The organism is Streptomyces sp. NPDC042364, assembly GCF_056437585.1.
Map to the genome: position 1 here is coordinate 232,095 of NZ_JBWKAJ010000003.1, position 22,447 is coordinate 254,541.

The 22,447-nt window shown below is 70.1% G+C and carries 18 protein-coding genes; 10 read left to right on the forward strand and 8 right to left on the reverse strand.

What is annotated here, in order from left to right:
- Position 1 precedes the first annotated feature (1 nt).
- Together AC067N_RS07550 and AC067N_RS07555 are read right to left on the reverse strand one after the other, a co-directional pair.
- Positions 2–1,054: a zinc-dependent alcohol dehydrogenase family protein gene (locus AC067N_RS07550; protein ID WP_478677964.1), complete on the reverse strand. Its 1,053-nt coding sequence runs from the start codon at positions 1,052–1,054 to the stop codon at positions 2–4.
- A gap of 129 nt (positions 1,055–1,183) precedes the next feature.
- On the reverse strand, positions 1,184–3,550 hold the full coding sequence (locus tag AC067N_RS07555) for an MMPL family transporter (RefSeq protein ID WP_478677965.1): 2,367 nt from the start codon (positions 3,548–3,550) through the stop codon (positions 1,184–1,186).
- Between the two features lie 160 nt (positions 3,551–3,710).
- Here AC067N_RS07555 and AC067N_RS07560 point away from each other — a divergent pair, with 160 nt between their 5' ends.
- From AC067N_RS07560 to AC067N_RS07570, 3 genes are all read left to right on the forward strand, one after another.
- Positions 3,711–4,415, forward strand: a complete 705-nt coding sequence (locus tag AC067N_RS07560) for a TetR/AcrR family transcriptional regulator (RefSeq protein ID WP_478677966.1) — start codon at positions 3,711–3,713, stop codon at positions 4,413–4,415.
- 116 nt (positions 4,416–4,531) lie between these two features.
- Positions 4,532–4,771 carry a heavy-metal-associated domain-containing protein gene (locus tag AC067N_RS07565; RefSeq protein ID WP_099964616.1) on the forward strand — a complete coding sequence of 80 codons (240 nt, stop codon included), beginning with the start codon at positions 4,532–4,534 and terminating at the stop codon, positions 4,769–4,771.
- A gap of 77 nt (positions 4,772–4,848) precedes the next feature.
- Positions 4,849–7,122: a heavy metal translocating P-type ATPase gene (locus AC067N_RS07570; protein ID WP_478677967.1), complete on the forward strand. Its 2,274-nt coding sequence runs from the start codon at positions 4,849–4,851 to the stop codon at positions 7,120–7,122.
- A 693-nt stretch (positions 7,123–7,815) separates the two neighbouring features.
- Here AC067N_RS07570 and AC067N_RS07575 read toward each other — a convergent pair.
- From AC067N_RS07575 to AC067N_RS07590, 4 genes are all read right to left on the reverse strand, one after another.
- Positions 7,816–9,105, reverse strand: coding sequence for a citrate synthase (locus AC067N_RS07575; protein ID WP_055715012.1), 1,290 nt, complete (start codon positions 9,103–9,105; stop codon positions 7,816–7,818).
- Positions 9,106–9,358: 253 nt separating this feature from the next.
- Positions 9,359–11,641 (reverse strand): SF1B family DNA helicase RecD2, encoded by a 2,283-nt coding sequence (recD2, locus tag AC067N_RS07580; protein ID WP_478677968.1) that lies wholly within the window; start codon positions 11,639–11,641, stop codon positions 9,359–9,361.
- A 50-nt stretch (positions 11,642–11,691) separates the two neighbouring features.
- Positions 11,692–11,877 (reverse strand): DUF397 domain-containing protein, encoded by a 186-nt coding sequence (locus tag AC067N_RS07585; RefSeq protein ID WP_478677969.1) that lies wholly within the window; start codon positions 11,875–11,877, stop codon positions 11,692–11,694.
- Between the two features lie 7 nt (positions 11,878–11,884).
- Entirely contained in the window at positions 11,885–12,724 is an 840-nt protein-coding gene (locus tag AC067N_RS07590; RefSeq protein ID WP_478677970.1) for a helix-turn-helix domain-containing protein, read from the reverse strand.
- Between the two features lie 180 nt (positions 12,725–12,904).
- Here AC067N_RS07590 and AC067N_RS07595 point away from each other — a divergent pair, with 180 nt between their 5' ends.
- On the forward strand, positions 12,905–13,330 hold the full coding sequence (locus AC067N_RS07595; protein ID WP_478677971.1) for an ATP-binding protein: 426 nt from the start codon (positions 12,905–12,907) through the stop codon (positions 13,328–13,330).
- A 492-nt stretch (positions 13,331–13,822) separates the two neighbouring features.
- A complete protein-coding gene (locus tag AC067N_RS07600) occupies positions 13,823–15,400 on the forward strand; it encodes an ImmA/IrrE family metallo-endopeptidase (RefSeq protein ID WP_478677972.1) in 1,578 nt (525 codons plus the stop codon).
- A 178-nt stretch (positions 15,401–15,578) separates the two neighbouring features.
- Here the strand turns inward: AC067N_RS07600 and AC067N_RS07605 are convergent, their stop codons facing one another.
- Positions 15,579–15,971 carry a DNA-binding protein gene (locus AC067N_RS07605; protein WP_478677973.1) on the reverse strand — a complete coding sequence of 131 codons (393 nt, stop codon included), beginning with the start codon at positions 15,969–15,971 and terminating at the stop codon, positions 15,579–15,581.
- Positions 15,968–16,261, reverse strand: a complete 294-nt coding sequence (locus AC067N_RS07610; RefSeq protein ID WP_478677974.1) for a hypothetical protein — start codon at positions 16,259–16,261, stop codon at positions 15,968–15,970. The genes AC067N_RS07605 and AC067N_RS07610 overlap by 4 nt, the downstream gene beginning before the upstream one ends.
- A gap of 230 nt (positions 16,262–16,491) precedes the next feature.
- Between AC067N_RS07610 and AC067N_RS07615 the strand changes: the two genes are divergently transcribed.
- From AC067N_RS07615 to rbsD, 5 genes are all read left to right on the forward strand, one after another.
- Positions 16,492–17,544: a LacI family DNA-binding transcriptional regulator gene (locus AC067N_RS07615; protein WP_478677975.1), complete on the forward strand. Its 1,053-nt coding sequence runs from the start codon at positions 16,492–16,494 to the stop codon at positions 17,542–17,544.
- Positions 17,541–19,085, forward strand: a complete 1,545-nt coding sequence (locus tag AC067N_RS07620; RefSeq protein WP_478677976.1) for a sugar ABC transporter ATP-binding protein — start codon at positions 17,541–17,543, stop codon at positions 19,083–19,085. Before AC067N_RS07615 ends, AC067N_RS07620 begins: the two co-directional genes overlap by 4 nt.
- Positions 19,075–21,027, forward strand: coding sequence for an ABC transporter permease/substrate-binding protein (locus tag AC067N_RS07625; protein ID WP_478677977.1), 1,953 nt, complete (start codon positions 19,075–19,077; stop codon positions 21,025–21,027). Before AC067N_RS07620 ends, AC067N_RS07625 begins: the two co-directional genes overlap by 11 nt.
- A gap of 114 nt (positions 21,028–21,141) precedes the next feature.
- A complete protein-coding gene (locus AC067N_RS07630) occupies positions 21,142–22,056 on the forward strand; it encodes a ribokinase (RefSeq protein ID WP_478677978.1) in 915 nt (304 codons plus the stop codon).
- Entirely contained in the window at positions 22,053–22,442 is a 390-nt protein-coding gene (rbsD, locus tag AC067N_RS07635) for a D-ribose pyranase (RefSeq protein ID WP_478677979.1), read from the forward strand. The genes AC067N_RS07630 and rbsD overlap by 4 nt, the downstream gene beginning before the upstream one ends.
- The last annotated feature ends 5 nt before the right edge of the window (positions 22,443–22,447 follow it).

Consider the following 22,447-nt stretch of genomic DNA (forward strand, 5'->3'; position numbering starts at 1 on the left):
TTCACGAACGGTCCGCCCACGGCTCGATGACCGTGACTCCGCTGCCCGGGGCCGTGCCCATCGCGGCGAGTGCCGCGGGGACCGCGTCCAGCGGGATCGTCGAGGTCAACAGGAGGTCGGGGCGCAGGACGCCCGAGCGGACCAGTTCCAGCATGGGCGGATAGGCGTGGGCCGCCATGCCGTGGCTGCCGAGGAGTTCCAGTTCCAGGGCGATCGCGCGGGCCATGGGGACGGGGGTCGTGCCGGTCGACGACGGGAGGAGGCCGACCTGGACGTGGCGGCCCCGGCGGCGGAGGCTGCCGACCGAGGCCGCGCAGGTGACCGGGGAGCCGAGGGCGTCCAGCGAGAGGTGGGCACCGCCGCCGGTGAGGTCCCGCACCGCCTCGGCCGTGTCTCCCACCCCCGAGGCGTCCAGGCAGGCCGCCGCCCCGAACTTCCGCGCGAGGTCCAGGGCCTGGGGCGAGACGTCGACGGCGATCACGCGGGCCCCGGAGGCCGCCGCGATCATCACCGCCGACAGGCCCACTCCCCCGCAGCCGTGCACGGCCACCCATTCGCCCGCCGCGACCCGGCCCTGCGCCACCACCGCCCGGAACGCCGTGGCGAAGCGGCATCCCAGGGAGGCCGCCGTGCCGTACGACAGTCCGTCCGGCAGCGCCACCAGGTTCACGTCGGCGTGGTCCAGGGCCACGTACTGGGCGAACGAACCCCAGTGCGTGAACCCCGGCTGGGTCTGCCGCTCGCACACCTGCTGGTCCCCGGCGGCGCAGGCGGCACAGCCGCCGCAGGCACAGACGAACGGGACGGTGACCCGGTCGCCGGGGTGCCAGCGCGTCACCCCGGCGCCGACCTCCTGCACCACCCCGGCGAGCTCATGGCCGGGGACGTGCGGCGGGGTGATGTCGGGGTCGTGGCCCATCCAGGCGTGCCAGTCGCTGCGGCACAGGCCGGTGGCCTCGACGCGGACGACCACTCCGTGGACCGCCGGGGTGGGGTCCGGCACGTCCCGTACCTCGGCCGGCTCACCGAACCGCTCGAACACCACCGCGCGCATACGCCCTCATCCTCACCCTCACCGTCCCGGCAGGCCGACCGGCCGACCGGCCGACCCGTCTGCCTGCCGGCCTGCCGATCCGTCTGCCTGCCGATCCGCCGATCCGCCGGAGATCCTTTCCGGGTAACGCTAACCAGAGATCTCCACCTTGTCGTGGTCGCTCTGCCTGTCGCTGCCGCTCTCCTCGTCGCCGTCGCTCTCCTGGTCGGTGCCGCTCCCCTTGTCCCGGTCGCTCGGCTCGCCCTTCCCGGACGCGGTGGCCGGGGCGGGCGGGGTGCTCCTGGTCCCCGTCTCGGTCTCCTCCTCGGCCGCGGTCGCGGTCGCGCGCGGGGCCGACTCCCCCTCGCTCAGGCCGAACCGCTCGTGGAACCTGCGCAGCGGGGCCGGGGCCCACCAGGTGGCACGGCCCGTGAGCCGCATGAAGGCCGGGACCAGCAGGCTGCGCACGATCATCGCGTCCATGAGCACGGCGAGGGCGAGGCCCAGGCCGAGCATCTTGGTGTTCGTCACCCGGGAGGTGCCTATGGCGATCATCACGACGGCCAGGATGACGGCGGCTGCGGTGATGAGGCCGCCGGTGCGCTGGAGGCCGTGGCGGACGGCGGCGGTGTGGTCGCCGCCGTGGTCGTACTCCTCCTTGATGCGGGAGAGCAGGAAGACGCCGTAGTCCATGGAGAGGCCGAAGGCCACACAGAACATGAGCACCGGCAGGGTCGTCTCGATGGAGCCGGAGGGGGTGAAGCCCAGCAGGCCGGAGAGGTGGCCGTCCTGGAAGACCCAGATCATCGCGCCGAACATCGCGGTGAGACTGAGCGCGTTCAGCAGGACCGCCTGCAGGGGGACCAGCACACTGCCGGTGAGCAGGAAGACGAGCAGGAGGGTGACCACGGCGATGAAGGAGAGGGCCAGCGGCAGGCCGCCGCCTATCGCCGCCTTGGTGTCGACCAGGACCGCGCCCGCACCTGTCACCGACGTCCTGAACGGGGCGTCGGCCGCCTGGGCCCGTATGTCGTGGACCAGGTCCTGGGCGGCCTCGTCGACCACGTCGCCCTTCGGCTGGACGGCGAAATAGGCCGCGTCGCCGTTCACCACGGGGCCGTCCACCCGGAGCACATCGGGCAGGGCGGCGATCTCGTCCTTGTACGCCGCGTACTCGGCCTCGGTCGCCCGGCCCTCGGCGAGGATCTCCAGACCGCCGCCGGGGGTGCCCGGGAAGTCCTCCCGGATGTGCTGCTGGACGACACGGGACTCGGCGGACGCCGGGAGCTGACGGTCGTCGGCCGAGCCGAACTTCACGCCGAGGAAGGGCAGGCCGAGGAGGACCAGGCCGGCGGTGGTGGCGATGGCGAAGAACGGGGCGCGGCGCATGACGAAGCCGGCCATGCGGCCCCAGGCGGCGCCCTCCTCCCGCGCGGGAGCCCCCTCGGCCCCGCGGCGCTTGAACAGCTTGCGCAGGTCGAGGGCGTTGACCCGCTCGCCCAGCAGCACCAGGGCCGCCGGGAGCACGATCAGGGCCGCCGCCGCGGCGAGCAGGACGACCGCGATTCCGGCGTAGGCGATGGACTTCAGGAAGGACTGGGGGAAGACCGCCATCGCGGCCAGCGAGACGGCGACCGTGAGCGCCGAGAACAGGACCGTGCGTCCGGCGGTGCGCAGGGTGGTGCCCACGGCGGTCCGGGGGTCTGCGCCGGCGGACAGCTCTTCCCGGAAGCGGCGCACGATGAACAGGGCGTAGTCGATCGCGAGGCCGAGGCCCATGGCCGTGGTGAGATTCAGCGCGAAGATCGAGACGTCGGTCAGCTCGGTGAGACCGCGCAGGATCGCGTTGGTGCCGAGGATGGCGACGACGCCCACGACGAGCGGCAGCAGGGCGGCGACCGCGCTGCCGAAGGCCATCACCAGCAGGATCAGGGTCACCGGCAGGGCGATCAGCTCGGCCCGCAGGAGATCCTCCTGGATGATCGTCTGCATCTCGTGGCGCACGGCGACGATGCCGCCGACCTTGACCTCCACCGGGCCGTGCGTGCCGCGGAACTCGGGTGTGATGCGGTCCAGCGTCGCGTTCATCGTGGTCTCGTCGCCGGTCAGACGGGCCGCTATCAGCGCCTGACGGCCGTCCTCGGCGCGGAGGGTGGGGGCACCGGTCTGCCAGTAGGAGCCGACGCCCGTGACGCCCTTCTCGGCGGCGAGCCGCTCGGTCAGCCGCTTCGCCTCGGCGGCGACCTCCGGAGCGTCGACCGAGGCGTCGCCCGCGTCGACCATCAGCAGCAGGTTCGGCTGGGAGTTCGGGAACTCGCGCTGCAACGCCTTGGTCGCATAGGTGGACTCCGCCTTGGGGTCCTCCCAGCCGCCGCTGGTCAGACGGTCGGCGACATCGCTGCCCGCGAGGACCGCGAGGGCGGTGATCAGCAGGGCCACGAGCAGGGAGAGCCGGGGACGGGCGGTCACCAGTCTGGTCCAGCCTCCCGCTCGGGGTGGCCTGTTGACTTCGGTCATGGTGCGGTGTCCCCTTCACTCTGATCCGTGCCGTGCGCAGCCGGGCGGACGGATGCGCCACGCCATAAACTGGCAAACACGAGACCTCGCTCGCGTTTCACCAGAATGCGAGCGACGACTCGTGTTTGTCAATCAGGTCCGAGAAGCTGGGGACAACCGCATGCCCACCCACCAGGAGCAGGAGCAGCCGCGCCGCCGCCAGGCCCGCGGCGAGCGCCGCATCGCCCAACTCCTCGAAGCCGCGGCCTCGGTGTTCGCGTCGACCGGGTACGCGGCCGCGAGCACCAACGCGATCGCCCGCGAGGCAGGCGTCTCACCGGGCACGCTGTACCAGTTCTTCCCGAACAAGGAAGCGATCGCGATCGAGCTGGGCCAGCGGCTGATGGCCGACATGCGGGCGGCGTACGGCGAGGCGCTCGCGCCGATCGATCCCGCGACCCCGCTGGAGCAGGCCGTGGCGGCCGCCGTCGACCGGTTCATCGACTTCAACTGCCACAACCCGGTGTTCTTCACCCTCATGCACGGCCCTGACGTCCCCGGCCGGATGGCGGAGGAGCACGACGCCCTCCACAACACCCTGATCACCCGGGTCGAGAACCTGCTCTCCCCACTCCTGCCCGACCGGCCGGCCGCCGCGGTCACCCGCATCGCGCACGTCTGCATGGCCCTCTACATGGCGGGCCTCGAACTGGTCCTCGCCAGCGAGGGCGACGACCGCGAGGCGTACATCCAGGAGCTGAAGGACGTGCTGTTCCGCTACCTCGACCCGCTGGTGGGCGACCGCCTCCGTGACGCGCAGGCGGCTTCGGCCTCCCCATCGACCCCGACCGCGGCCCCCACCCCGGCCTCCACCCCGGCCCCCTGAACCCGCGTGCCCCAGCCGAGCACCCCACCTCTCTTGGATTCATACCCCCTAGGGGTATAGGGTAGGAGACCTGAAGGGTTACACGTACCCCACACACCCCGATGAGGAGCAACGACATGACCGCCCAGACCGACACTCCCGGTTCCGTCACCGCCGTCTACAAGGTGAGCGGCATGAGCTGCGGCCACTGCGAGGGCGCCGTCTCCGGTGAGATCTCCGAGATCGCCGGCGTCTCCTCGGTGAAGGCCGTCGCCTCCAGCGGCGAGGTCACCGTGGTCTCGGCCGCCCCGCTCGACGAGGAGGCCGTGCGCGCCGCCGTCGACGAGGCCGGCTTCGAGCTGGTCGGCACCGTCTGAGAACCGCCCGCCCAGGCGGGGCCCCGCCCCGCCCCCGGGCCGCACCTGCGCACCTTCCCCGGAGCACGGACACGGACATGACCAGCACCACCGAAGTGACCCCCGCGGGCGAGTCGGCCCATGAGGTCGAACTGATGATCGGCGGCATGACCTGTGCCTCCTGCGCGGCGCGAGTGGAGAAGAAGCTCAACCGCATGGACGGCGTCACCGCCACGGTGAACTACGCGACGGAGAAGGCGAAGATCGCCTACCCCTCGGGGATCGAGGTCGCCGATCTGATCGCCACCGTGGTGAAGACGGGCTACACGGCCGAGGAGCCGCCGCCCCCTGCACCCCCGGCGGCCGACCCCGGGGCGGACCGGGAGCCGGGCGCGGACGCCCCGGAGGCGGACCCGGAGCTCGCCGCCCTGCGGCAGCGGCTCACCGTCTCGGCGCTGCTGGCCGCCCCGGTGATCCTCATGTCCATGATCCCGGCCCTCCAGTTCGACAACTGGCAGTGGCTCTCGCTGACGCTGGCCGCACCGGTCGTCGTGTGGGGCGGACTGCCCTTCCACCGGGCCGCGTTCACCAACCTCCGGCACGGCGCGGCCACCATGGACACCCTGGTCTCGCTCGGCACGCTCGCGGCCTTCGGCTGGTCCCTGTGGGCCCTGTTCCTGGGGCACGCGGGCATGCCGGGCATGCGGCACGGTTTCGAGTTCGGCGTGTCCCGCACGGCCGGCTCCTCGACGATCTACCTGGAGGTGGCCGCCGGGGTCGTGGCGTTCATCCTGCTGGGCCGCTATCTGGAGGCCCGCTCCAAGCGGCGGGCGGGCGCCGCCCTCAAGGCGCTGCTGCGGCTCGGCGCCAAGGACGTCGCGGTGCTGCGCGAGGGCCGGGAGACCCGGATACCGGTCGAGCGGCTCGTGGTCGGCGACCGTTTCGTCGTACGTCCCGGCGAGAAGTTCGCCACCGACGGCACCGTCGTCGAGGGCTCCTCCGCAGTCGACGCGTCGATGCTCACCGGCGAGTCCGCACCCGTGGACGTGACCGTCGGCGACGCCGTCACGGGGGCGACCGTGAACGCCGGCGGCCGGCTCGTCGTCGAGGCGACCCGGGTGGGCGCGGACACCCAGCTGGCGCGGATGGCGCGGCTGGTGGAGGACGCGCAGAACGGCAAGGCGGAGGTGCAGCGGCTCGCCGACCGGATCTCGGCCGTGTTCGTGCCCGTCGTCCTCCTGATCGCGGTGGCCACGTTCGGCGCCTGGCTCGGCGTCACGGGCGACACCACCGCGGCCTTCACCGCCGCCGTCGCGGTCCTGATCATCGCCTGCCCCTGCGCGCTGGGTCTCGCCACACCGACCGCGCTCATGGTCGGCACGGGCCGCGGCGCCCAGCTCGGCATCCTCATCAGGGGCCCCGAGGTGCTGGAGTCCACCCGCCGGGTCGACACCGTCGTCCTGGACAAGACCGGCACGGTCACCACCGGCCGGATGACCCTGCAGAAGGTGCACGCCGCCGAGGGCGTCACCGAGGACGACGTCCTGCGCCTCGCGGGCGCCGTCGAACACGCCTCCGAACACCCCGTCGCACAGGCCATCGCCGCGGCCGCCGAGGAGCGCCTCGGCCCCCTGCCGCCCGTCGAGCACTTCGGGAACGTGCCCGGGAAGGGCGTACACGGCCGCGTGACGGGCCACGACGTGGAGGTGGGCCGGATCCACGACGGGCCGCTTCCGGAGGTCCTCAAGGCCGCGAAGGAGGCCGCCGAGGACGAGGGGCACACGGCGGTCGTGGTGGCCCGCGACGGCACGGCGGTCGGCGTCCTCACGGTCGCCGACGCGGTCAAGGACACCAGCGCCGAGGCCGTCCGCAGGCTGCGGGCACTCGGACTGACCCCGGTCCTGCTGACCGGGGACAACGCGCGGGTGGCCCGGTCGGTGGCCACGGCCGTCGGCATCCCCCCCGAGCAGGTGATCGCCGAGGTCCTGCCGCAGGACAAGGTCGACGTCGTACGGCGGCTCCAGGGCGAGGGCCGTACGGTCGCCATGGTGGGGGACGGGGTCAACGACGCCGCCGCGCTCGCCACGGCCGATCTGGGACTCGCCATGGGTACGGGCACGGACGCGGCGATCGAGGCCGGCGACCTCACGCTCGTCCGCGGCGACCTGCGGGTGGCCGCCGACGCCATCCGGCTGTCCCGCCGCACCCTGGCCACGATCAAGGGGAATCTCGTCTGGGCCTTCGGCTACAACGTGGCCGCGCTGCCGCTCGCCGCCGCCGGACTGCTCAACCCGATGATCGCGGGGGCCGCGATGGCCTTTTCGTCCGTTTTCGTGGTCACGAACAGCTTGCGACTCAGGGCATTCGCGTGACGACCGGGCAAAAGTGCCTCTAGAGTCCGGAAGCAGCCTCACATAAGCTCTTCACAAGGCTCGCGCATCTTCCTTACGCTGGGACCTCGGTCGCCGTATCGGGTCTCTTGCGCATCTTCAGGACATATGGCGAGAGACGCAGATCACAGTGACGTGAACGTAACCAACGAAGGGGTTCGTGAGTCTAAGTTGGCGATGTCAGAAGCGTCTTGGGGGGCGCGACTGGCATCTGGGGATGTCTTGGGGGACGTTCCCGGAATTGCGTTGCCGGGGCACGTACCCGGGGAGCTTTGAGCGGCCCTCCCGTCCGTACGCGTCCCGGCAGACCGCACATCACGCACAACATCTCCATATACGCAGGACGGGCCTCGCCCGTTCCGCGCAGCGATTCAGGCGCTGGTCCACCAGACGCCCGGCCGGATCCCGTGGGGGGAATCCGCACCGGGACATGGGAAGGCGCCCTGCTCGCCGGCCCGTGGGGGGACCAGCGGCGCAGGGCGCCTTCTTCTTGCGCCCGTACAGGCCTTCGTGCCGGTACGGGCTTTCTGCGCGTGTACGTCCTCTCCGCGCGGGCGTGGACCGTACTCGGCCGTGCGGGCCCGGCAACCGAAACGGGCGCGGGGGAACCGGATGACCGGCTCTCACGCGCCCGCGAGGGGAGACGACCCGTAAAGGGGCCTCGGCAAAGGGGCCTCAGCGGGCCTCGACCGGAACGAAGTCGCGCTCGACGACACCCGTGTAGATCTGACGCGGGCGGCCGATGCGGGAGCCCGGCTCCTTGATCATCTCGTGCCACTGGGCGATCCAGCCCGGCAGCCGGCCGAGGGCGAACAGGACCGTGAACATCTCGGTCGGGAAGCCCATCGCGCGGTAGATCAGACCCGTGTAGAAGTCCACGTTCGGGTAGAGGCTGCGCGAGACGAAGTAGTCGTCGGAGAGCGCGTGCTCCTCCAGCTTCAGGGCGATGTCCAGCAGCTCGTCGGACTTGCCGAGCGCGGAGAGGACATCGTGCGCGGCAGCCTTGATGATCTTGGCGCGCGGGTCGAAGTTCTTGTAGACCCGGTGGCCGAAGCCCATCAGACGGACGCCGTCCTCCTTGTTCTTCACCTTGCGGATGAAGGAGTCGACATCGCCGCCGGCGTCGCGGATGCCCTCCAGCATCTCCAGCACCGACTGGTTGGCGCCGCCGTGCAGCGGGCCCCACAGGGCGGAGATACCGGCGGAGATCGAGGCGAACATGTTCGCCTGCGAGGAGCCGACGAGGCGGACCGTGGAGGTCGAACAGTTCTGCTCGTGGTCCGCGTGCAGGATGAGCAGCTTGTCGAGGGCCGAGACGACGACCGGGTCGAGCTCGTACTCCTGGGCGGGGACCGAGAAGGTCATGCGCAGGAAGTTCTCGACGTAGCCCAGGTCGTTGCGCGGGTAGACGAACGGGTGACCGATCGACTTCTTGTACGCGTAGGCGGCGATCGTCGGGAGCTTGGCGAGCAGGCGGATCGTGGAGAGGTTGCGCTGCCGCTCGTCGAACGGGTTGTGGCTGTCCTGGTAGAACGTCGACAGGGCGCTGACCACGGAGGACAGCATCGCCATCGGGTGGGCGTCCCGGGGGAAGCCCCGGTAGAAGTTCTTGACGTCCTCGTGCAGCAGCGTGTGCTGGGTGATCTCGTTCTTGAACGTGGAGAGCTCGTCGACCGTCGGGAGCTCGCCGTTGATCAGCAGATAGGCGACCTCCAGGAAGGTGGAGCGCTCGGCCAGCTGCTCGATCGGGTAGCCGCGGTAGCGGAGGATGCCCGCCTCGCCGTCCAGATACGTAATGGCGGATTTATAGGCGGCGGTGTTGCCGTAACCGCTGTCCAGGGTGACCAGACCGGTCTGGGCCCGGAGCTTCCCGATGTCGAAGCCCTTGTCGCCGACGGTGCTGTCGATCACCGGGTAGGTGTACTCGCCGTCGCCGTACCGCAGTACTACAGAGTTGTCGCTCACGTCTTCCCTCACCGACGTAGTGCCTCATCTTCGAGGTGCCCTGACTGTCTCTACCATCCCCCAATTGGCTCAGGAGAGTGCACTCGGGGTCGACCATCGGGCCTATCGGCGGCACTGAGTGCCGCCAACTTGCACATCCTGCCCGCTCCGTCCGGCATCTGGAAGGGCTGTGTGACCTTCGCGACTCATTTGATCGATCAAATTTCACTCACGTGTCGCCGGGGAGTCGCGAGAGGGCCCCTCATCGGTCCCCTCACCTCGATCCTGGGGGCTGCAGTGCCCTTGGCGCGAGCCGGAAGTCGAGGGCCGTATACCGTCGGCCCGCGGACACGGTGCGCACCGCCTGGCCGATGGCCTTGCGGGAGCCGACGAGGACGACCAGTTTCTTCGCCCGGGTGACCGCTGTGTAGAGCAGATTGCGCTGGAGCATCATCCACGCGCCCGTGGTGACCGGCACGACGACCGCCGGGTACTCGCTGCCCTGGGAGCGGTGGATGGTCACCGCGTAGGCGTGCGCCAGTTCGTCCAGTTCGTCGAACTCGTAGGCCACCTCCTCGTCCTCGTCGGTGAGGACCGTCAGGCGCTGGTCGACCGGGTCGAGAGCGGTGACCACGCCGACGGTGCCGTTGAACACGCCGTTGGCGCCCTTGTCGTAGTTGTTGCGGATCTGGGTGACCTTGTCTCCGACGCGGAAGACCCGGCCGCCGAACCGCTTCTCGGGCAGGTCGGGGCGGGCCGGGGTGATGGCCTGCTGCAACAGGCCGTTGAGGGTGCCGGCGCCGGCCGGGCCGCGGTGCATCGGGGCGAGCACCTGGACGTCCCGCCGCGGGTCCAGGCCGAACTTGGCCGGAATCCGACGGGCCGCCACGTCCACGGTGAGCCGGCCCGCCTCCTCCGTGTCGTCCTCGACGAAGAGGAAGAAGTCCTTCATGCCGTCCGTGACCGGGTGGTGCCCGGAGTTGATGCGGTGCGCGTTGGTCACCACGCCGGACTGCTGGGCCTGGCGGAAGACCTTGGTGAGCCGGACCGCCGGGACGGGACTCCCCTCGGCGAGCAGATCGCGCAGCACCTCGCCGGCGCCGACGCTGGGCAACTGGTCCACGTCCCCGACGAACAGCAGGTGCGCGCCCGGCGGCACCGCCTTCACCAGCTTGTTGGCGAGGAGGAGGTCCAGCATGGACGCCTCGTCGACCACGACCAGGTCGGCGTCCAGGGGGCGGTCCTTGTCGTAGGCCGCGTCGCCGCCGGGCTTCAGCTCCAGGAGGCGGTGGACCGTGGAGGCCTCGGCGCCGGTCAGCTCGGCGAGGCGTTTGGCCGCCCGGCCGGTGGGGGCGGCGAGGACGACCTTGGCCTTCTTGGCGCGGGCCAGCTCCACGATCGAGCGAACCGTGAAGGACTTTCCGCAGCCGGGGCCGCCGGTCAGCACGGCCACCTTCTCGGTGAGCGCGAGCCGGACGGCGGCCTCCTGCTCGGGGGCCAACTCCGCGCCCGTACGGCCCCCCAGCCAGGACAGCGCCTTGTCCCAGGCCACGTCGTGGAAGCCGGGCATCCGGTCCTCGTCCGTGCGCAGCAGGCGCAGCAGCTGCGCGGACAGCGACAGTTCGGCGCGGTGGAAGGGGACCAGGTAGATGGCGGTGACCGGGTCTCCCCCGTCCTGCCCGGGCACCTTCTCCCGGACGACACCGGGCTCGCCGGAGTCCTCGTCCGGCTCGGACAGCTCCGCCAGGCACTCGATGACCAGGCCCGTGTCGACCTGGAGGAGCTTGACGGCGTCGGCGATCAGCCGCTCCTCGGGGAGGAAGCAGTGGCCCTGGTCGGTGGACTGCGAAAGGGCGTACTGGAGGCCCGCCTTGACGCGCTCCGGGCTGTCGTGCGGGATGCCGACCGACTGGGCGATCTTGTCGGCGGTGAGGAACCCGATGCCCCAGACGTCGGCGGCGAGGCGGTAGGGCTGGTTCTTCACGACCCCGATCGAGGCGTCGCCGTACTTCTTGTAGATGCGGACCGCGATGGACGTGGAGACCTCGACGGTCTGGAGGAACAGCATGACCTCCTTGATCGCCTTCTGCTCCTCCCAGGCGTCGGCGATCTTCTTCGTGCGCTTGGGCCCGAGGCCGGGGACCTCGATGAGGCGCTTCGGCTCCTCCTCGATGATCTTCAGGGTGTCCAGTCCGAAGTGCTGGGTGATGCGGTCGGCGAAGACCGGGCCGATGCCCTTGACCAGGCCGGAGCCGAGGTATCTGCGGATGCCCTGGACGGTGGCCGGCAGCACGGTCGTGTAGTTCTCCACGGTGAACTGCTTGCCGTACTGCGGGTGGGAGCCCCAGCGGCCCTCCATCCGCAGCGACTCGCCGACCTGGGCACCGAGGAGCGCGCCGACGACGGTGAGCAGGTCACCGGCGCCGCGGCCGGTGTCCACGCGGGCGACCGTGTAGCCGTTGTCCTCGTTGGCGTACGTGATGCGTTCGAGCACGCCTTCGAGCACGGCGAGCCGGCGCTCCCCGGTCCCCTCCTGGGCGGCCGTCTGATTGGGCATGATCCGACGGTACAGCGAGGGTGTGACAGGGGCGGGGGCAGCGGCGGACGTCAGTGGCGGGGGTACGCCTTCAGGGCTTCGAGGAAGGGGGCGAAGACGGCTACGGGGAAGGTGAGGGTGGGGTCGGCGGGGGTCTTGGAGTCGCGGACGGCTATGTGGGTGGGGGTGGTGGCTATCTCCACGCAGTTGTTACCGTCGCCTTCGCCGGAGTAGGACGACTTGCGCCAGTCGCTCATCGGGTCCTCACAACTCTTTCGCCAGCCGGTTGATGAAGTCACGCGACCTGTCCGGTGCCAAAGACACCGCCTCTACCCTACGGAAACGCGTTCGATAGCTGGCGAGTTGGGCCTCGGAGTCGATGAGCATCAAGCCGTGAGGGGCGTCGCGCACCACGGTGTCCAGCTTGGCGACGGGGCCACCGACGTATGTCATCACGCTTGAGGCCCTGGCGAAGCCGTCCAGGTCGAAAGGGACGACACGCAAGGTGATGCGGTCCACTTCGGACAGCTCAAGGAGCCGGGCGAGTTGGGCCCTGGCGGCAGCACGGTCGCCGACCCTGATGCGGAGTGCGGCCTCGTGGATCACGATCTCGTGCGGGAAGGCGACCTTCCCCTGCCGAGCCATTCGATGACGTACGCGCAGGTCGAGCTCCTCCGGAGTGAGTTCAGGGATCCTGGAGGAGAAGACCGCGCGAGCGTAGTCCTCAGTCTGGAGGAGGCCCGGGACGTACAGGACGGCCACGTCCCGTTGGTACGCCGCGTGGTGATCGAGTTCCGACAGGTCCAGGAACGGCGTCGGCAGCCTCCCCCGGTACTCCTCCCACCAACCCCGCGTCCGGTCTGTGGCGATCGCGACCAGGGCGTCGACGAACTCCGTGTCTGTGCAGGCGTAGTGGGACGCGAGACGGCGCAGCCGCTCCTCGCTCACGCCGATGAGCCCCGACTCGATGTGACTGATCTGCACCCGGTTCGCCCCGAGGAGCGCTGCCGATTGGACTGCCGTCAGGCCAGCCGCTTCGCGGAGTCTGCGAAGTTCAACGCCCAGGCGTACCTGACGAGCCGTCGGTTCGCGCCTCTGGACCATGCGCTTTCCTCCTCTTTCGGGGTCGGATTCCACATTCGGCTTGCTTGGGGTTACAGGTTACCCCTACCTTCTGTGACACGACGAACACGCTGCGGAAGCGCACCGCGCCGTCATGCCGCGACGGCGTCGGCGATGCCACCGTGCGTGAAATCTCCTTATTCTCCACGGAGTTGATGACCCATGCCCGAAACCTGGGACTACACCCTGCACATCCCCAACGACCCCAGAGCCGTCACCATCTGCCGCCGCACCTTGCGGCTGATCCTCACCATGCACGGCCTCATCGGCCTCGTGGACACCGCCGAGCTGCTCGCGACCGAGCTGGTCTCCAACGCCGTGCTGCACACGAAAGGGCCCGCCGCGCTCCGGGTGCGGCGGTCACCGGAGGGGATGGTGTGGATCGGGGCGTGGGACGCCGACCCCGAACCACCTGAGCCCCCACAGCGGCTGGAGCGGATGGGCGAACAGGAGGGCGGACGGGGGCTGGGGCTCGTCGCGGCCTGTACGCAGTACTGGGGGTGGATGCCGTCCGCCAGGTTCGGCAGTCCGGGCAAGTACGTGTGGTGCGAGCTGGCAGCGGCACAGGGGGCAGCCAGCCCCCTATAACGACACAGGAGGGGATACCGATGAACCACAACGGCCCACAGCGCGATACCGCCGGACTTCTTCTACCGGTGCGACACCTGGCTCTGTCATGCTGGGGATGGTGGCGGCGCTGGGCAGGACGGGGTGAGGCAAGCGCATGACAGAGCAGCCGACTGACGAGACTCAGCCGGACGAACCACCCCCCGAGCCGACCTACGAACCCAATCCAAAACACAAGCCCATCCCACAACCGGGCAGACGCGGTTCGATCTGCCCGCCCGGGGCCGACGGCCCGGGGCTGCTCGAAGTGAGCGACCAGATCGACCGACAGCGCTACGCGACCGATGGCACGCAGGCGTACATGGCCCAGTGTCACGACTCCGTACGCAACTTGTGGCACGGATACCCTGTCAGCTGGGACGAAGTGCCACCCAAACTGGTCGCCAAGTGGATATCCGAGGCGAAAGTCGACCGAAGGACCGTACGAAGGGCACAGAGGAGGCGAAACTAAGCATGGCCGTAACCTGGGAGCGATTCAGTGGCGCCACGGACACGTTCGCCATCCGCCTTTCATTCATGCCTGATCCCGATCACGGGGTCGCAGCCGAACCGGACGAGAGCGCATCGTGGGGAGCTCTTCAGATCTGGGTCGCCGGTCAAAACCTGTGTGCCCACGTCGACCAGGGCGAAATCCTTCAGAGTTCCCACTGGTACCTTCTTCCCTTCCTTGAGTGGCTCACCGACAATTGGAACCCCCTCCTGCATGAAGAGCGGTTGCCCAATAGGAACATGGAGGCAACGGCCGTAGCATCGGTCGACCGGACACGGAACGCACCGCCTCTCGCCAGCGAGGTGGAAACACTGGCCTGGGAAGAAGAGCGCTATGACTGGCGCTCCCGTCACGCTCTTCGTTCGGCGCGCGCAGGTGGACTTTTTCCGAATGTAATCATCCGCAGAGTTCGCGATTCAGTTGAGGTCAGCTGGGACGACGAACCTCTGGCAGGAACGCAATCAGATTTCGCGTACACCTCCAGCGGCGGCGCGGCATTGTTGCCTCCAGCCCAAGTGGCAAGCGCTTTTTATGAAGTAGCAAGCGAGGCGATCCATCACCTTCACTCCCTGCATCCCGAGAGTGCTCGAATCCAGAAGGTGAAGTCTGCGCTGGATTCCCTGAAGACTCCTGTTCAGGACGAGACTCGGTTGAGCTGGCTGGCCGGTTTGCGCTCCTGCGGCTTCAGGCCCGGGATAAGCGATGAGGCCGGCGGAAGAATCAGGGACTCATGGGAGTACATCCGTGGAGTCATCGGTGATGCGTCGGCCGCCGCGCGCGCCGCACTCACGGTAGCGGACAGAAATCCGCTGGTAGTGACCGGGTCCTGCCAGGCTGCGCTGCTCTTCGGAAGTGTCTCCCCGACGGTTTCCGAAGCGGACATCGAAAGGCTGGCCGCCCTCCTGCTCCAGCAGTACGACGCCACCGGCGAGGCGCACGCCCGCCTGGAGGAGTGCGCAGAGGACTGCCAGGTGTCTCTTCAGGTTCCGGCCTGGGAGCAAGGCTATGAACTAGCGGAATCGCTGCATGACGATATCCAGTCGGACAGTTCTGTGGATGTCGATCAGTTCGCGGAATCACTGGGAATCCAACTCACTCGGATCCAGCTCGACGATGTGAACGTTCGAGCATGCAGTCTGGTGGGGCCACAACACGTACCGACAATCGCGCTCAACTCTTCCTATGCCCGCGGCTCCTCCCTTCATGTCAACCGATTTTCCGTGGCGCATGAACTGTGCCATCTACTTTATGACCGGACTCATGGAAAGCGCCTCGCCATCGCCAGTGGCCCTTGGGCGCCTGTCGATGTCGAGCGACGCGCCAATGCCTTCGCGGCGATGTTCTTGATGCCTCCCCATCTGGTGCAGGAAGCGATTTCAGCGTGTCCGGATCCGATAAATACTCCTGAAGGAGTTTCCTTCGTTTCCGCCAGACTTCGGGTGGGCTTCCATGCCACCGTCGAACACCTCTACAACCTGACGTTCATGACCGAGGAGGAGAAGGAACTTCTCCTGAGGCGGCCGCTCGGCTCCGCACGCTGAGCCGAGTCGGGCTGTTCTCCGTCGCGGTGAACCCTTGCCGACAGGGCATACAGGAGACCGGCTTGCGGCCCGACGGCGGAGCCGGGCACCGCGGGTCCCGGCCATGAAACCGAGGCCGGCCCAGGTAGAGCTGTGCTGGCGGACGGAGTCGATGTCCGGTGTCAGCGCGGCTTCGGTGTCACACCTTGATCACTCGGACGCGGGGGCCGCACAGCATGCCGAGGTCCTCGGGATCCGAGGTCAGGACGGTCACGGGGGCGGGAGAAGCCGACGCGGTGGCGGCGACGATGGCGTCCAACGCGTACTTGTGGCCATGGAGCCCGGCCGCGGCGAGCAGCTTGCTCGCGTGGCGGGCGATCGCTTCGGTGGGCCGGACGATGTTCACACGGGAGGCCGCGTAGTCGAAGCGGGCCTGGCTGGTTCTGGGGTCGCGTGCTTCGACGAGGGTGACGGAGCCGGCGATGACCCGGATGTCCTCGGCCTCGGCGGCCGCGAGCCACTCGGTGAGCTCGGGTGAGCGGCGTACGAGTTTGGACAGACCTTCGCAGTCCAGGACGAGAGTGCCGCTCACGCGGCGTCCGCCGAGCCGGCCGCGTCACCGCGCAGCAGCGCCCTCTTGGCCTCGACCGCAGCCTGGTCCACCGGCTCGTGTTCGGTCTCCGCGTCTTCGATGAGTTCGCGCAGCCGGTCCCGTTCAAGCTGGCGTTGGATGAGGGCTTCGACGTAGGCGGACATGCCTCGCTTGCCGGTGCGCGCCTTGAGCGCGGCGATCGTGCCCTCATGGAGGGAGACGGAGACCGGGCGGACGGGGCCCTCGCCGGGGGCGGGGTCGGGAGTGGCAGCCGCGGAGGCATTAAACAAAAGTCCTGTTATTCGAGCGATGACCTTTACGCCGCCGGACCGGCCCCCGCTTCGCACGGCCCCGACCCCGACCCCCCGAGCCCGGCCCCCGCTCCACGCGCACCCCGATCGGACCCCCTCGGTCACGATTGAATTTCGGCCACCCCCACCCCCTTGTTTCCGTCCGTGTAATCGATTCCAATCCTCCCTACACGTCGATGTAATCGATTCCACGAGGAGGTGGAGCGGCGATGGCGAGCATCAAGGACGTCGCTGCCGAGGCGGGGGTCTCCGTCGCCACGGTGTCGCGGGTCCTGAACGACCATCCGTCGGTCAGCGCGGACGCCCGCGCGCGGGTGCTGGCCGCCGTCGAGACGCTGGGCTACCGCCCGAACGCCGTCGCCCGCTCCCTGCGCACCGACCAGACCCACACCCTCGGCCTGGTCATCAGTGACGTGATGAACCCGTACTTCACGGAGCTGGCCCGGTCCGTGGAGGAGGAGGCCCGCGCGCTCGGCTACAGCGTGATCATCGGGAACGCCGACGAGCGGCCGGACCTCCAGGACCACCATGTGCGGAACCTGCTCGACCGGCGGATCGACGGGCTGCTCGTCTCCCCCACCGACGGCGGCTCCCCGCTGATGCTGGACGCCGTGCGGGCGGGGACGCCGATGGTGTTCGTGGACCGGTGGATCCCGGGTGTGGAGGTGCCGGTCGTCCGGGCCGACGGACAGGCGGCCGTCCGGGATCTGGTGGCGCATCTGCACGGGCTCGGGCACCGGCGGCTGGCCATCATCGCGGGCCCGGCGGCGACCACGACCGGCCAGGAGCGTGTGGCGGCGTTCCGTGCGGCGCTGCGGGCGTACGGGCTCGACCTGCCCGAGGACTACATAGGGCAGGGCGACTTCAAGGCCGAGAGCGGGCGCCGGGTCACCGAGGGCTTCCTCGATCTGGCCACGCCGCCCGAGGTCGTGTTCGCGGCCGACAACCTGATGGCGCTCGGCGCGCTGGACGCGGTGCGCGCGCGGGGGCTGCGGGTGCCCGACGACATCGCGCTGGCCGCCTTCGACGACATCCCCTGGTTCGTGCACACCGATCCGCCGATCACGGCGATCGCCCAGCCCACGGGCGAGCTGGGGCGCGCCGCCGTGCGCGCACTGGTCGACCGCATCGAGGGGCGGCCCCCGCAGTCCGTCACCCTCCCCGCCCGTCTCGTCGTACGCCGCTCGTGCGGCGAGCCCGCTCCCCCCGAGCGACCGGCTTCCCCACAGCCGTCCCCCGTAACGAACAGGAGCCAGACGTGAGCAACCCGGACGAGTTGCTGCGCATCGAAGGCATACGGAAGTCCTTCCCCGGTGTGGTCGCGCTGGACGGCGTCGACTTCGATCTGCGCCGGGGCGAGGTGCACGTACTGCTCGGTGAGAACGGTGCCGGCAAGAGCACCCTCATCAAGATGCTCTCCGGTGCCTACACGCCCGACGCCGGGCGGATCCTGGCCGGCGGCGAGGAGGTGCGCATCCACGGTGCGCAGGACTCCGAGCGCCTCGGGATCGCGACGATCTACCAGGAGTTCAACCTGGTGCCCGATCTGACGGTCGCCGAGAACATCTTCCTGGGGCGGCAGCCGCGCCGCTTCGGGATGATCGACCGCAAGCGGATGGAGGCGGACGCCGCCGTCCTGCTGGAGCGGGTGGGCGTGGACGTGTCGCCCCGCGCGCGGGTCCGTGAACTCGGTATCGCGCGGCTCCAGATGGTGGAGATCGCGAAGGCGCTGAGCCTGGACGCGCGCGTGCTGATCATGGACGAGCCGACGGCCGTGCTGACGACCGAGGAGGTCGAGAGGCTCTTCGCGATCGTGCGCAGGCTGCGCGAGGACGGGGTCGGGATCGTCTTCATCACGCACCATCTGGAGGAGATCGCCGCGCTGGGTGACCGGGTGACGGTGATCCGGGACGGGAAGAGCGTCGGACAGGTTCCGGCGTCCACGCCCGAGGAGGAGCTGGTACGGCTCATGGTGGGCCGGTCGATCGAGCAGCAGTACCCGCGCCGGCGGCCGGACGCCGGGGAGGCGCTGCTGGCCGTCGAGGGGCTCACGCGGGACGGCGTGTTCCACGATGTGAGCTTCGAGGTGCGGGCCGGTGAGGTCGTCGGCATCGCCGGGCTCGTCGGGGCCGGCCGTACGGAGGTCGTGCGGGCCGTGTTCGGCGCCGACCCGTACGACAAGGGGGCCGTGAAGGTCTCCGGCACCCCGGTCCCCCGGCACGACGTCAACGCGGCGATGACCGCGGGTGTCGGTCTCGTCCCCGAGGACCGCAAGGGCCAGGGGCTGGTGCTGGACGCGTCCGTCGAGGAGAACCTGGGTCTCGTGACCCTGCGGGGCGCCACGAAGGGCGGGTTCGTCGACCTCAGGGGGCAGAGGGCGAACGCGGCGCGGGTCGCCGAGCAGTTGGGCGTGCGGATGGCGGGACTCGGCCAGCAGGTGCGGACGTTGTCCGGCGGCAACCAGCAGAAGGTCGTCATCGGCAAGTGGCTGCTCGCGGACACCAAGGTGCTGATCCTCGACGAGCCGACGCGCGGTATCGACGTCGGCGCGAAGGTCGAGATCTACGAGCTGATCAACGAGCTGACGGCCGCCGGCGCCGCCGTCCTGATGATCTCCAGCGATCTGCCCGAGGTGCTCGGTATGAGCGACCGGGTGATCGTCATGGCCCAGGGGCGGATCGCAGGCGAACTGCCCGCCGCCGAGGCCACCCAGGACGCGGTGATGGCGCTCGCCGTGTCCACCCCGCACACGACCACACCTGACACCACCACGACCGGAACGGAGGCCACCGGTGGCCGCTGACACGCTCAAGAGCACGACGGGCGCGAGTGGCCCCTCGGGCCTGCGCAGAATCCTGCTCGACAACGGCGCGCTGAGCGCCCTGATCGTCCTCGTCGTCGCGATGTCGGTGCTGTCCGGCGACTTCCTGACGGCCGACAACCTGCTGAACATCGGCGTCCAGGCGGCCGTCACCGCCATCCTCGCCTTCGGTGTCACCTTCGTGATCGTCTCGGCGGGCATCGACCTGTCGGTCGGTTCGGTGGCGGCCCTGTCGGCGACCGTGCTGGCGTGGAGCGCCACGTCGGAGGGCGTACCGGTCCCGATAGCCGTCCTCCTCGCGGTCGTCACCGGTATCGCGTGCGGTCTCGTCAACGGCTTCCTCGTCTCCTACGGGAAGCTGCCGCCGTTCATCGCGACGCTCGCGATGCTGTCGGTGGGGCGCGGTCTGTCGCTGGTGATCTCGCAGGGCAGCCCGATCGCGTTCCCGGAGTCGGTGTCGCACCTGGGTGACAACCTGGGTGGCTGGCTGCCCGTGCCGGTGCTGGTGATGGTCGTCATGGGGCTCGTCACCGCCGTGATCCTGGGCCGTACGTACATCGGGCGGGCCATGTACGCGATCGGCGGCAACGAGGAGGCGGCCCGGCTGTCCGGCCTGCGGGTGAAGCGGCAGAAGCTCGTCATCTACGCCCTGTCCGGGCTGTTCGCGGCCGCGGCGGGCATCGTGCTTGCCTCCCGGCTGTCGTCCGCGCAGCCGCAGGCCGCGCAGGGCTACGAGCTGGACGCGATCGCGGCGGTCGTCATCGGCGGCGCCTCGCTGGCCGGCGGCACGGGCAAGGCGTCGGGGACGCTGATCGGCGCGCTGATCCTCGCGGTGCTGCGCAACGGCCTCAACCTGCTGTCGGTGTCGGCGTTCTGGCAGCAGGTCGTCATCGGTGTCGTGATCGCGCTGGCGGTGCTCCTCGACACGGTCCGCCGGAAGGCCGGGGCGACCCCGGTGGCCGCCGGGGCCGGTGGCTCGGGCGACCGGCGCAGGCAGGCGGTGACGTACGTGCTCGCCGCGGTGGTCGCGACGGCGGTCGTGGGCGCGACGTCCTTCCTGCACGGCGGTTCGTCGGCGGCCAAGAGCCAGAAGATCGGGCTGTCGCTGTCCACGCTGAACAACCCCTTCTTCGTGCAGATCCGCGCCGGCGCGCAGGACGAGGCGAAGAAGCTGGGCGTCGACCTGTCCGTGACGGACGCGCAGAACGACGCCTCGCAGCAGGCCAACCAGTTGCAGAACTTCACCAGTGAAGGTCTCGGCACGATCATCGTGAACCCGGTGGACTCCGACGCGGTGACCCCGGCGGCGAAGGCCGTGAACAAGGCGGACATCCCCCTGGTGGCGGTCGACCGGGCGGTCAACGGCGCGGACACGGCCGCGCTCGTCGCCTCCGACAACGTCAGCGGCGGGAAGCTGGCCGCCGAGGCGCTCGCGGAGAAGCTGGGCGGCAAGGGCGAGATCGTCATCCTCCAGGGCCAGGCGGGCACCTCCGCGAGCCGGGAGCGCGGCGCGGGCTTCGCCGAGGGACTGAAGGCGTACCCGGGCATCAAGGTCCTCGCCAAGCAGCCCGCCGACTGGGACCGCACCAAGGGCCTCGACGTGATGACGAACCTCCTCCAGGCCAACCCCGACGTCGACGGTGTCTTCGCGGAGAACGACGAGATGGCGCTCGGCGCGATCAAGGCGCTCGGCGCCAAGGCCGGGAAGTCCGTCCAGGTCATCGGCTTCGACGGCACCGCCGACGGGCTGAAGGCCGTCGAGGGCGGCACGCTGTACGCGTCGGTCGCGCAGCAGCCCGCGGAACTCGGCAGGATCGCGGTGCGCAACGCGGTGCAGGCCGCGGAGGGCGAGAAGGTGAAGAAGTCGGTGATGGTGCCGGTGAAGGTGGTCACGTCCAAGAACGTGGCCGAGTTCGCCGGCTGACACGACGCGGTGGCCGGACGGGGAGCACGCTGCCCCGTCCGGCCGCCTCGGCATTTCCGCCCGGCGGCGCGACCGGCCGCCGGGCGGCTCCAACCCAGCACAGGGAGATGCTTCATGTACGACTACGACCTCCTGGTCGTGGGATCGGCCAACGCCGACCTGGTGATCGGTGTCGAGCGGCGGCCGGGGGCCGGTGAGACGGTGCTCGGCTCCGACCTGGCCGTGCATCCGGGCGGCAAGGGCGCCAACCAGGCGGTGGCGGCGGCCCGGCTCGGGGCTCGCACGGCACTGCTGGCGCGGGTCGGCGACGACGGCAACGGCCGGCTGCTGCTCGACTCGCAGCGCGAGGCGGGGGTCGACACGGCGGGGGTGCTGGTCGGCGGGGCGCCCACCGGGGTGGCCCTGATCACCGTGGACCCGACGGGCGACAACAGCATCGTCGTGTCCCCCGGCGCCAACGGGAGGCTGACCCCCGAGGACGTCCGGGCCGCGGACCCGCTGCTCCGGCGCTCCCGGGTGGTGTCGGCGCAGCTGGAGATCCCGCTGGAGACGGTGGTCGAGGTCGTACGGCGGCTGCCGGAGGGCACGCGGTTCGTGCTGAACCCGTCGCCGCCGCGGGAGTTGCCCGGGGAGGTGCTGGCGGCCTGTGATCCGCTGATCGTCAACGAGCACGAGGCGCGGGTCATCGCCGGGGGCGAGCTGGCGGGGTCGCCGGAGGACTGGGCGCGGGCGCTGCTGGCACTCGGGCCGCGCTCTGTGGTGGTGACGCTGGGCGCGGAGGGCGCGCTGGTCGCGACCGCCGAGGGCACCGCTCGGGTGGCGGCCGTGAAGGTGGCTGCCGTGGACACCACGGGTGCCGGTGACGCGTTCACGGCTGCGCTGGCGTGGAGGCTCGGATCGGGCGAGGAGCCGGTACAGGCCGCCGCGTACGCGGCGCGGGTCGGGGCGGTGGCGGTCACCAGGGCCGGGGCGCAGGTGTCCTTCCCGACGGCTGAGGAGGTCGTCGCGCTGGAGGGTGGGGGGCGGTGAAGCGGGCCGGGATACTCAACCGTCATCTGGCCGGGGCGCTCGCGGAACTGGGGCACGGGCACGGGGTGCTGGTGTGCGACGCGGGGATGCCGGTGCCGCGGGGGCCTCGCGTGGTGGACCTCGCGTTCCGGGCGGGGGTGCCGTCGTTCGCCGAGGTGCTGGACGGGCTGCTCGACGAGCTCGTGGTCGAGGGCGCGACCGCCGCGCACGAGGTCCGGGACGCCAATCCGGAGGCGGCGGCCCTGCTGGCCGGCCGTTTCGCCGGGCTGGAGCTGGTCCCCCACGAGCGGCTGAAGGAGCTGTCGGCGGACGCGCGGCTGGTCGTACGGACCGGGGAGGCGCGGCCGTACGCGAATGTGCTGCTGCGCTGCGGGGTGTTCTTCTGAGCGGG

Bases quoted from the DNA above. Each gene is read 5' to 3' on its own strand.
- AC067N_RS07630 (WP_478677978.1), top strand. From the start codon at position 21,142: ATGTACGACTACGACCTCCTGGTCGTGGGATCGGCCAACGCCGACCTG.
- AC067N_RS07595 (WP_478677971.1), top strand. From the start codon at position 12,905: ATGCCCGAAACCTGGGACTACACCCTGCACATCCCCAACGACCCCAGA.
- AC067N_RS07570 (WP_478677967.1), top strand. From the start codon at position 4,849: ATGACCAGCACCACCGAAGTGACCCCCGCGGGCGAGTCGGCCCATGAG.
- AC067N_RS07600 (WP_478677972.1), top strand. From the start codon at position 13,823: ATGGCCGTAACCTGGGAGCGATTCAGTGGCGCCACGGACACGTTCGCC.
- AC067N_RS07615 (WP_478677975.1), top strand. From the start codon at position 16,492: ATGGCGAGCATCAAGGACGTCGCTGCCGAGGCGGGGGTCTCCGTCGCC.
- AC067N_RS07550 (WP_478677964.1), bottom strand. From the start codon at position 1,054: ATGCGCGCGGTGGTGTTCGAGCGGTTCGGTGAGCCGGCCGAGGTACGG.
- AC067N_RS07590 (WP_478677970.1), bottom strand. From the start codon at position 12,724: ATGGTCCAGAGGCGCGAACCGACGGCTCGTCAGGTACGCCTGGGCGTT.
- AC067N_RS07565 (WP_099964616.1), top strand. From the start codon at position 4,532: ATGACCGCCCAGACCGACACTCCCGGTTCCGTCACCGCCGTCTACAAG.
- AC067N_RS07555 (WP_478677965.1), bottom strand. From the start codon at position 3,550: ATGACCGAAGTCAACAGGCCACCCCGAGCGGGAGGCTGGACCAGACTG.
- AC067N_RS07560 (WP_478677966.1), top strand. From the start codon at position 3,711: ATGCCCACCCACCAGGAGCAGGAGCAGCCGCGCCGCCGCCAGGCCCGC.
- recD2 (WP_478677968.1), bottom strand. From the start codon at position 11,641: ATGCCCAATCAGACGGCCGCCCAGGAGGGGACCGGGGAGCGCCGGCTC.
- AC067N_RS07585 (WP_478677969.1), bottom strand. From the start codon at position 11,877: ATGAGCGACTGGCGCAAGTCGTCCTACTCCGGCGAAGGCGACGGTAAC.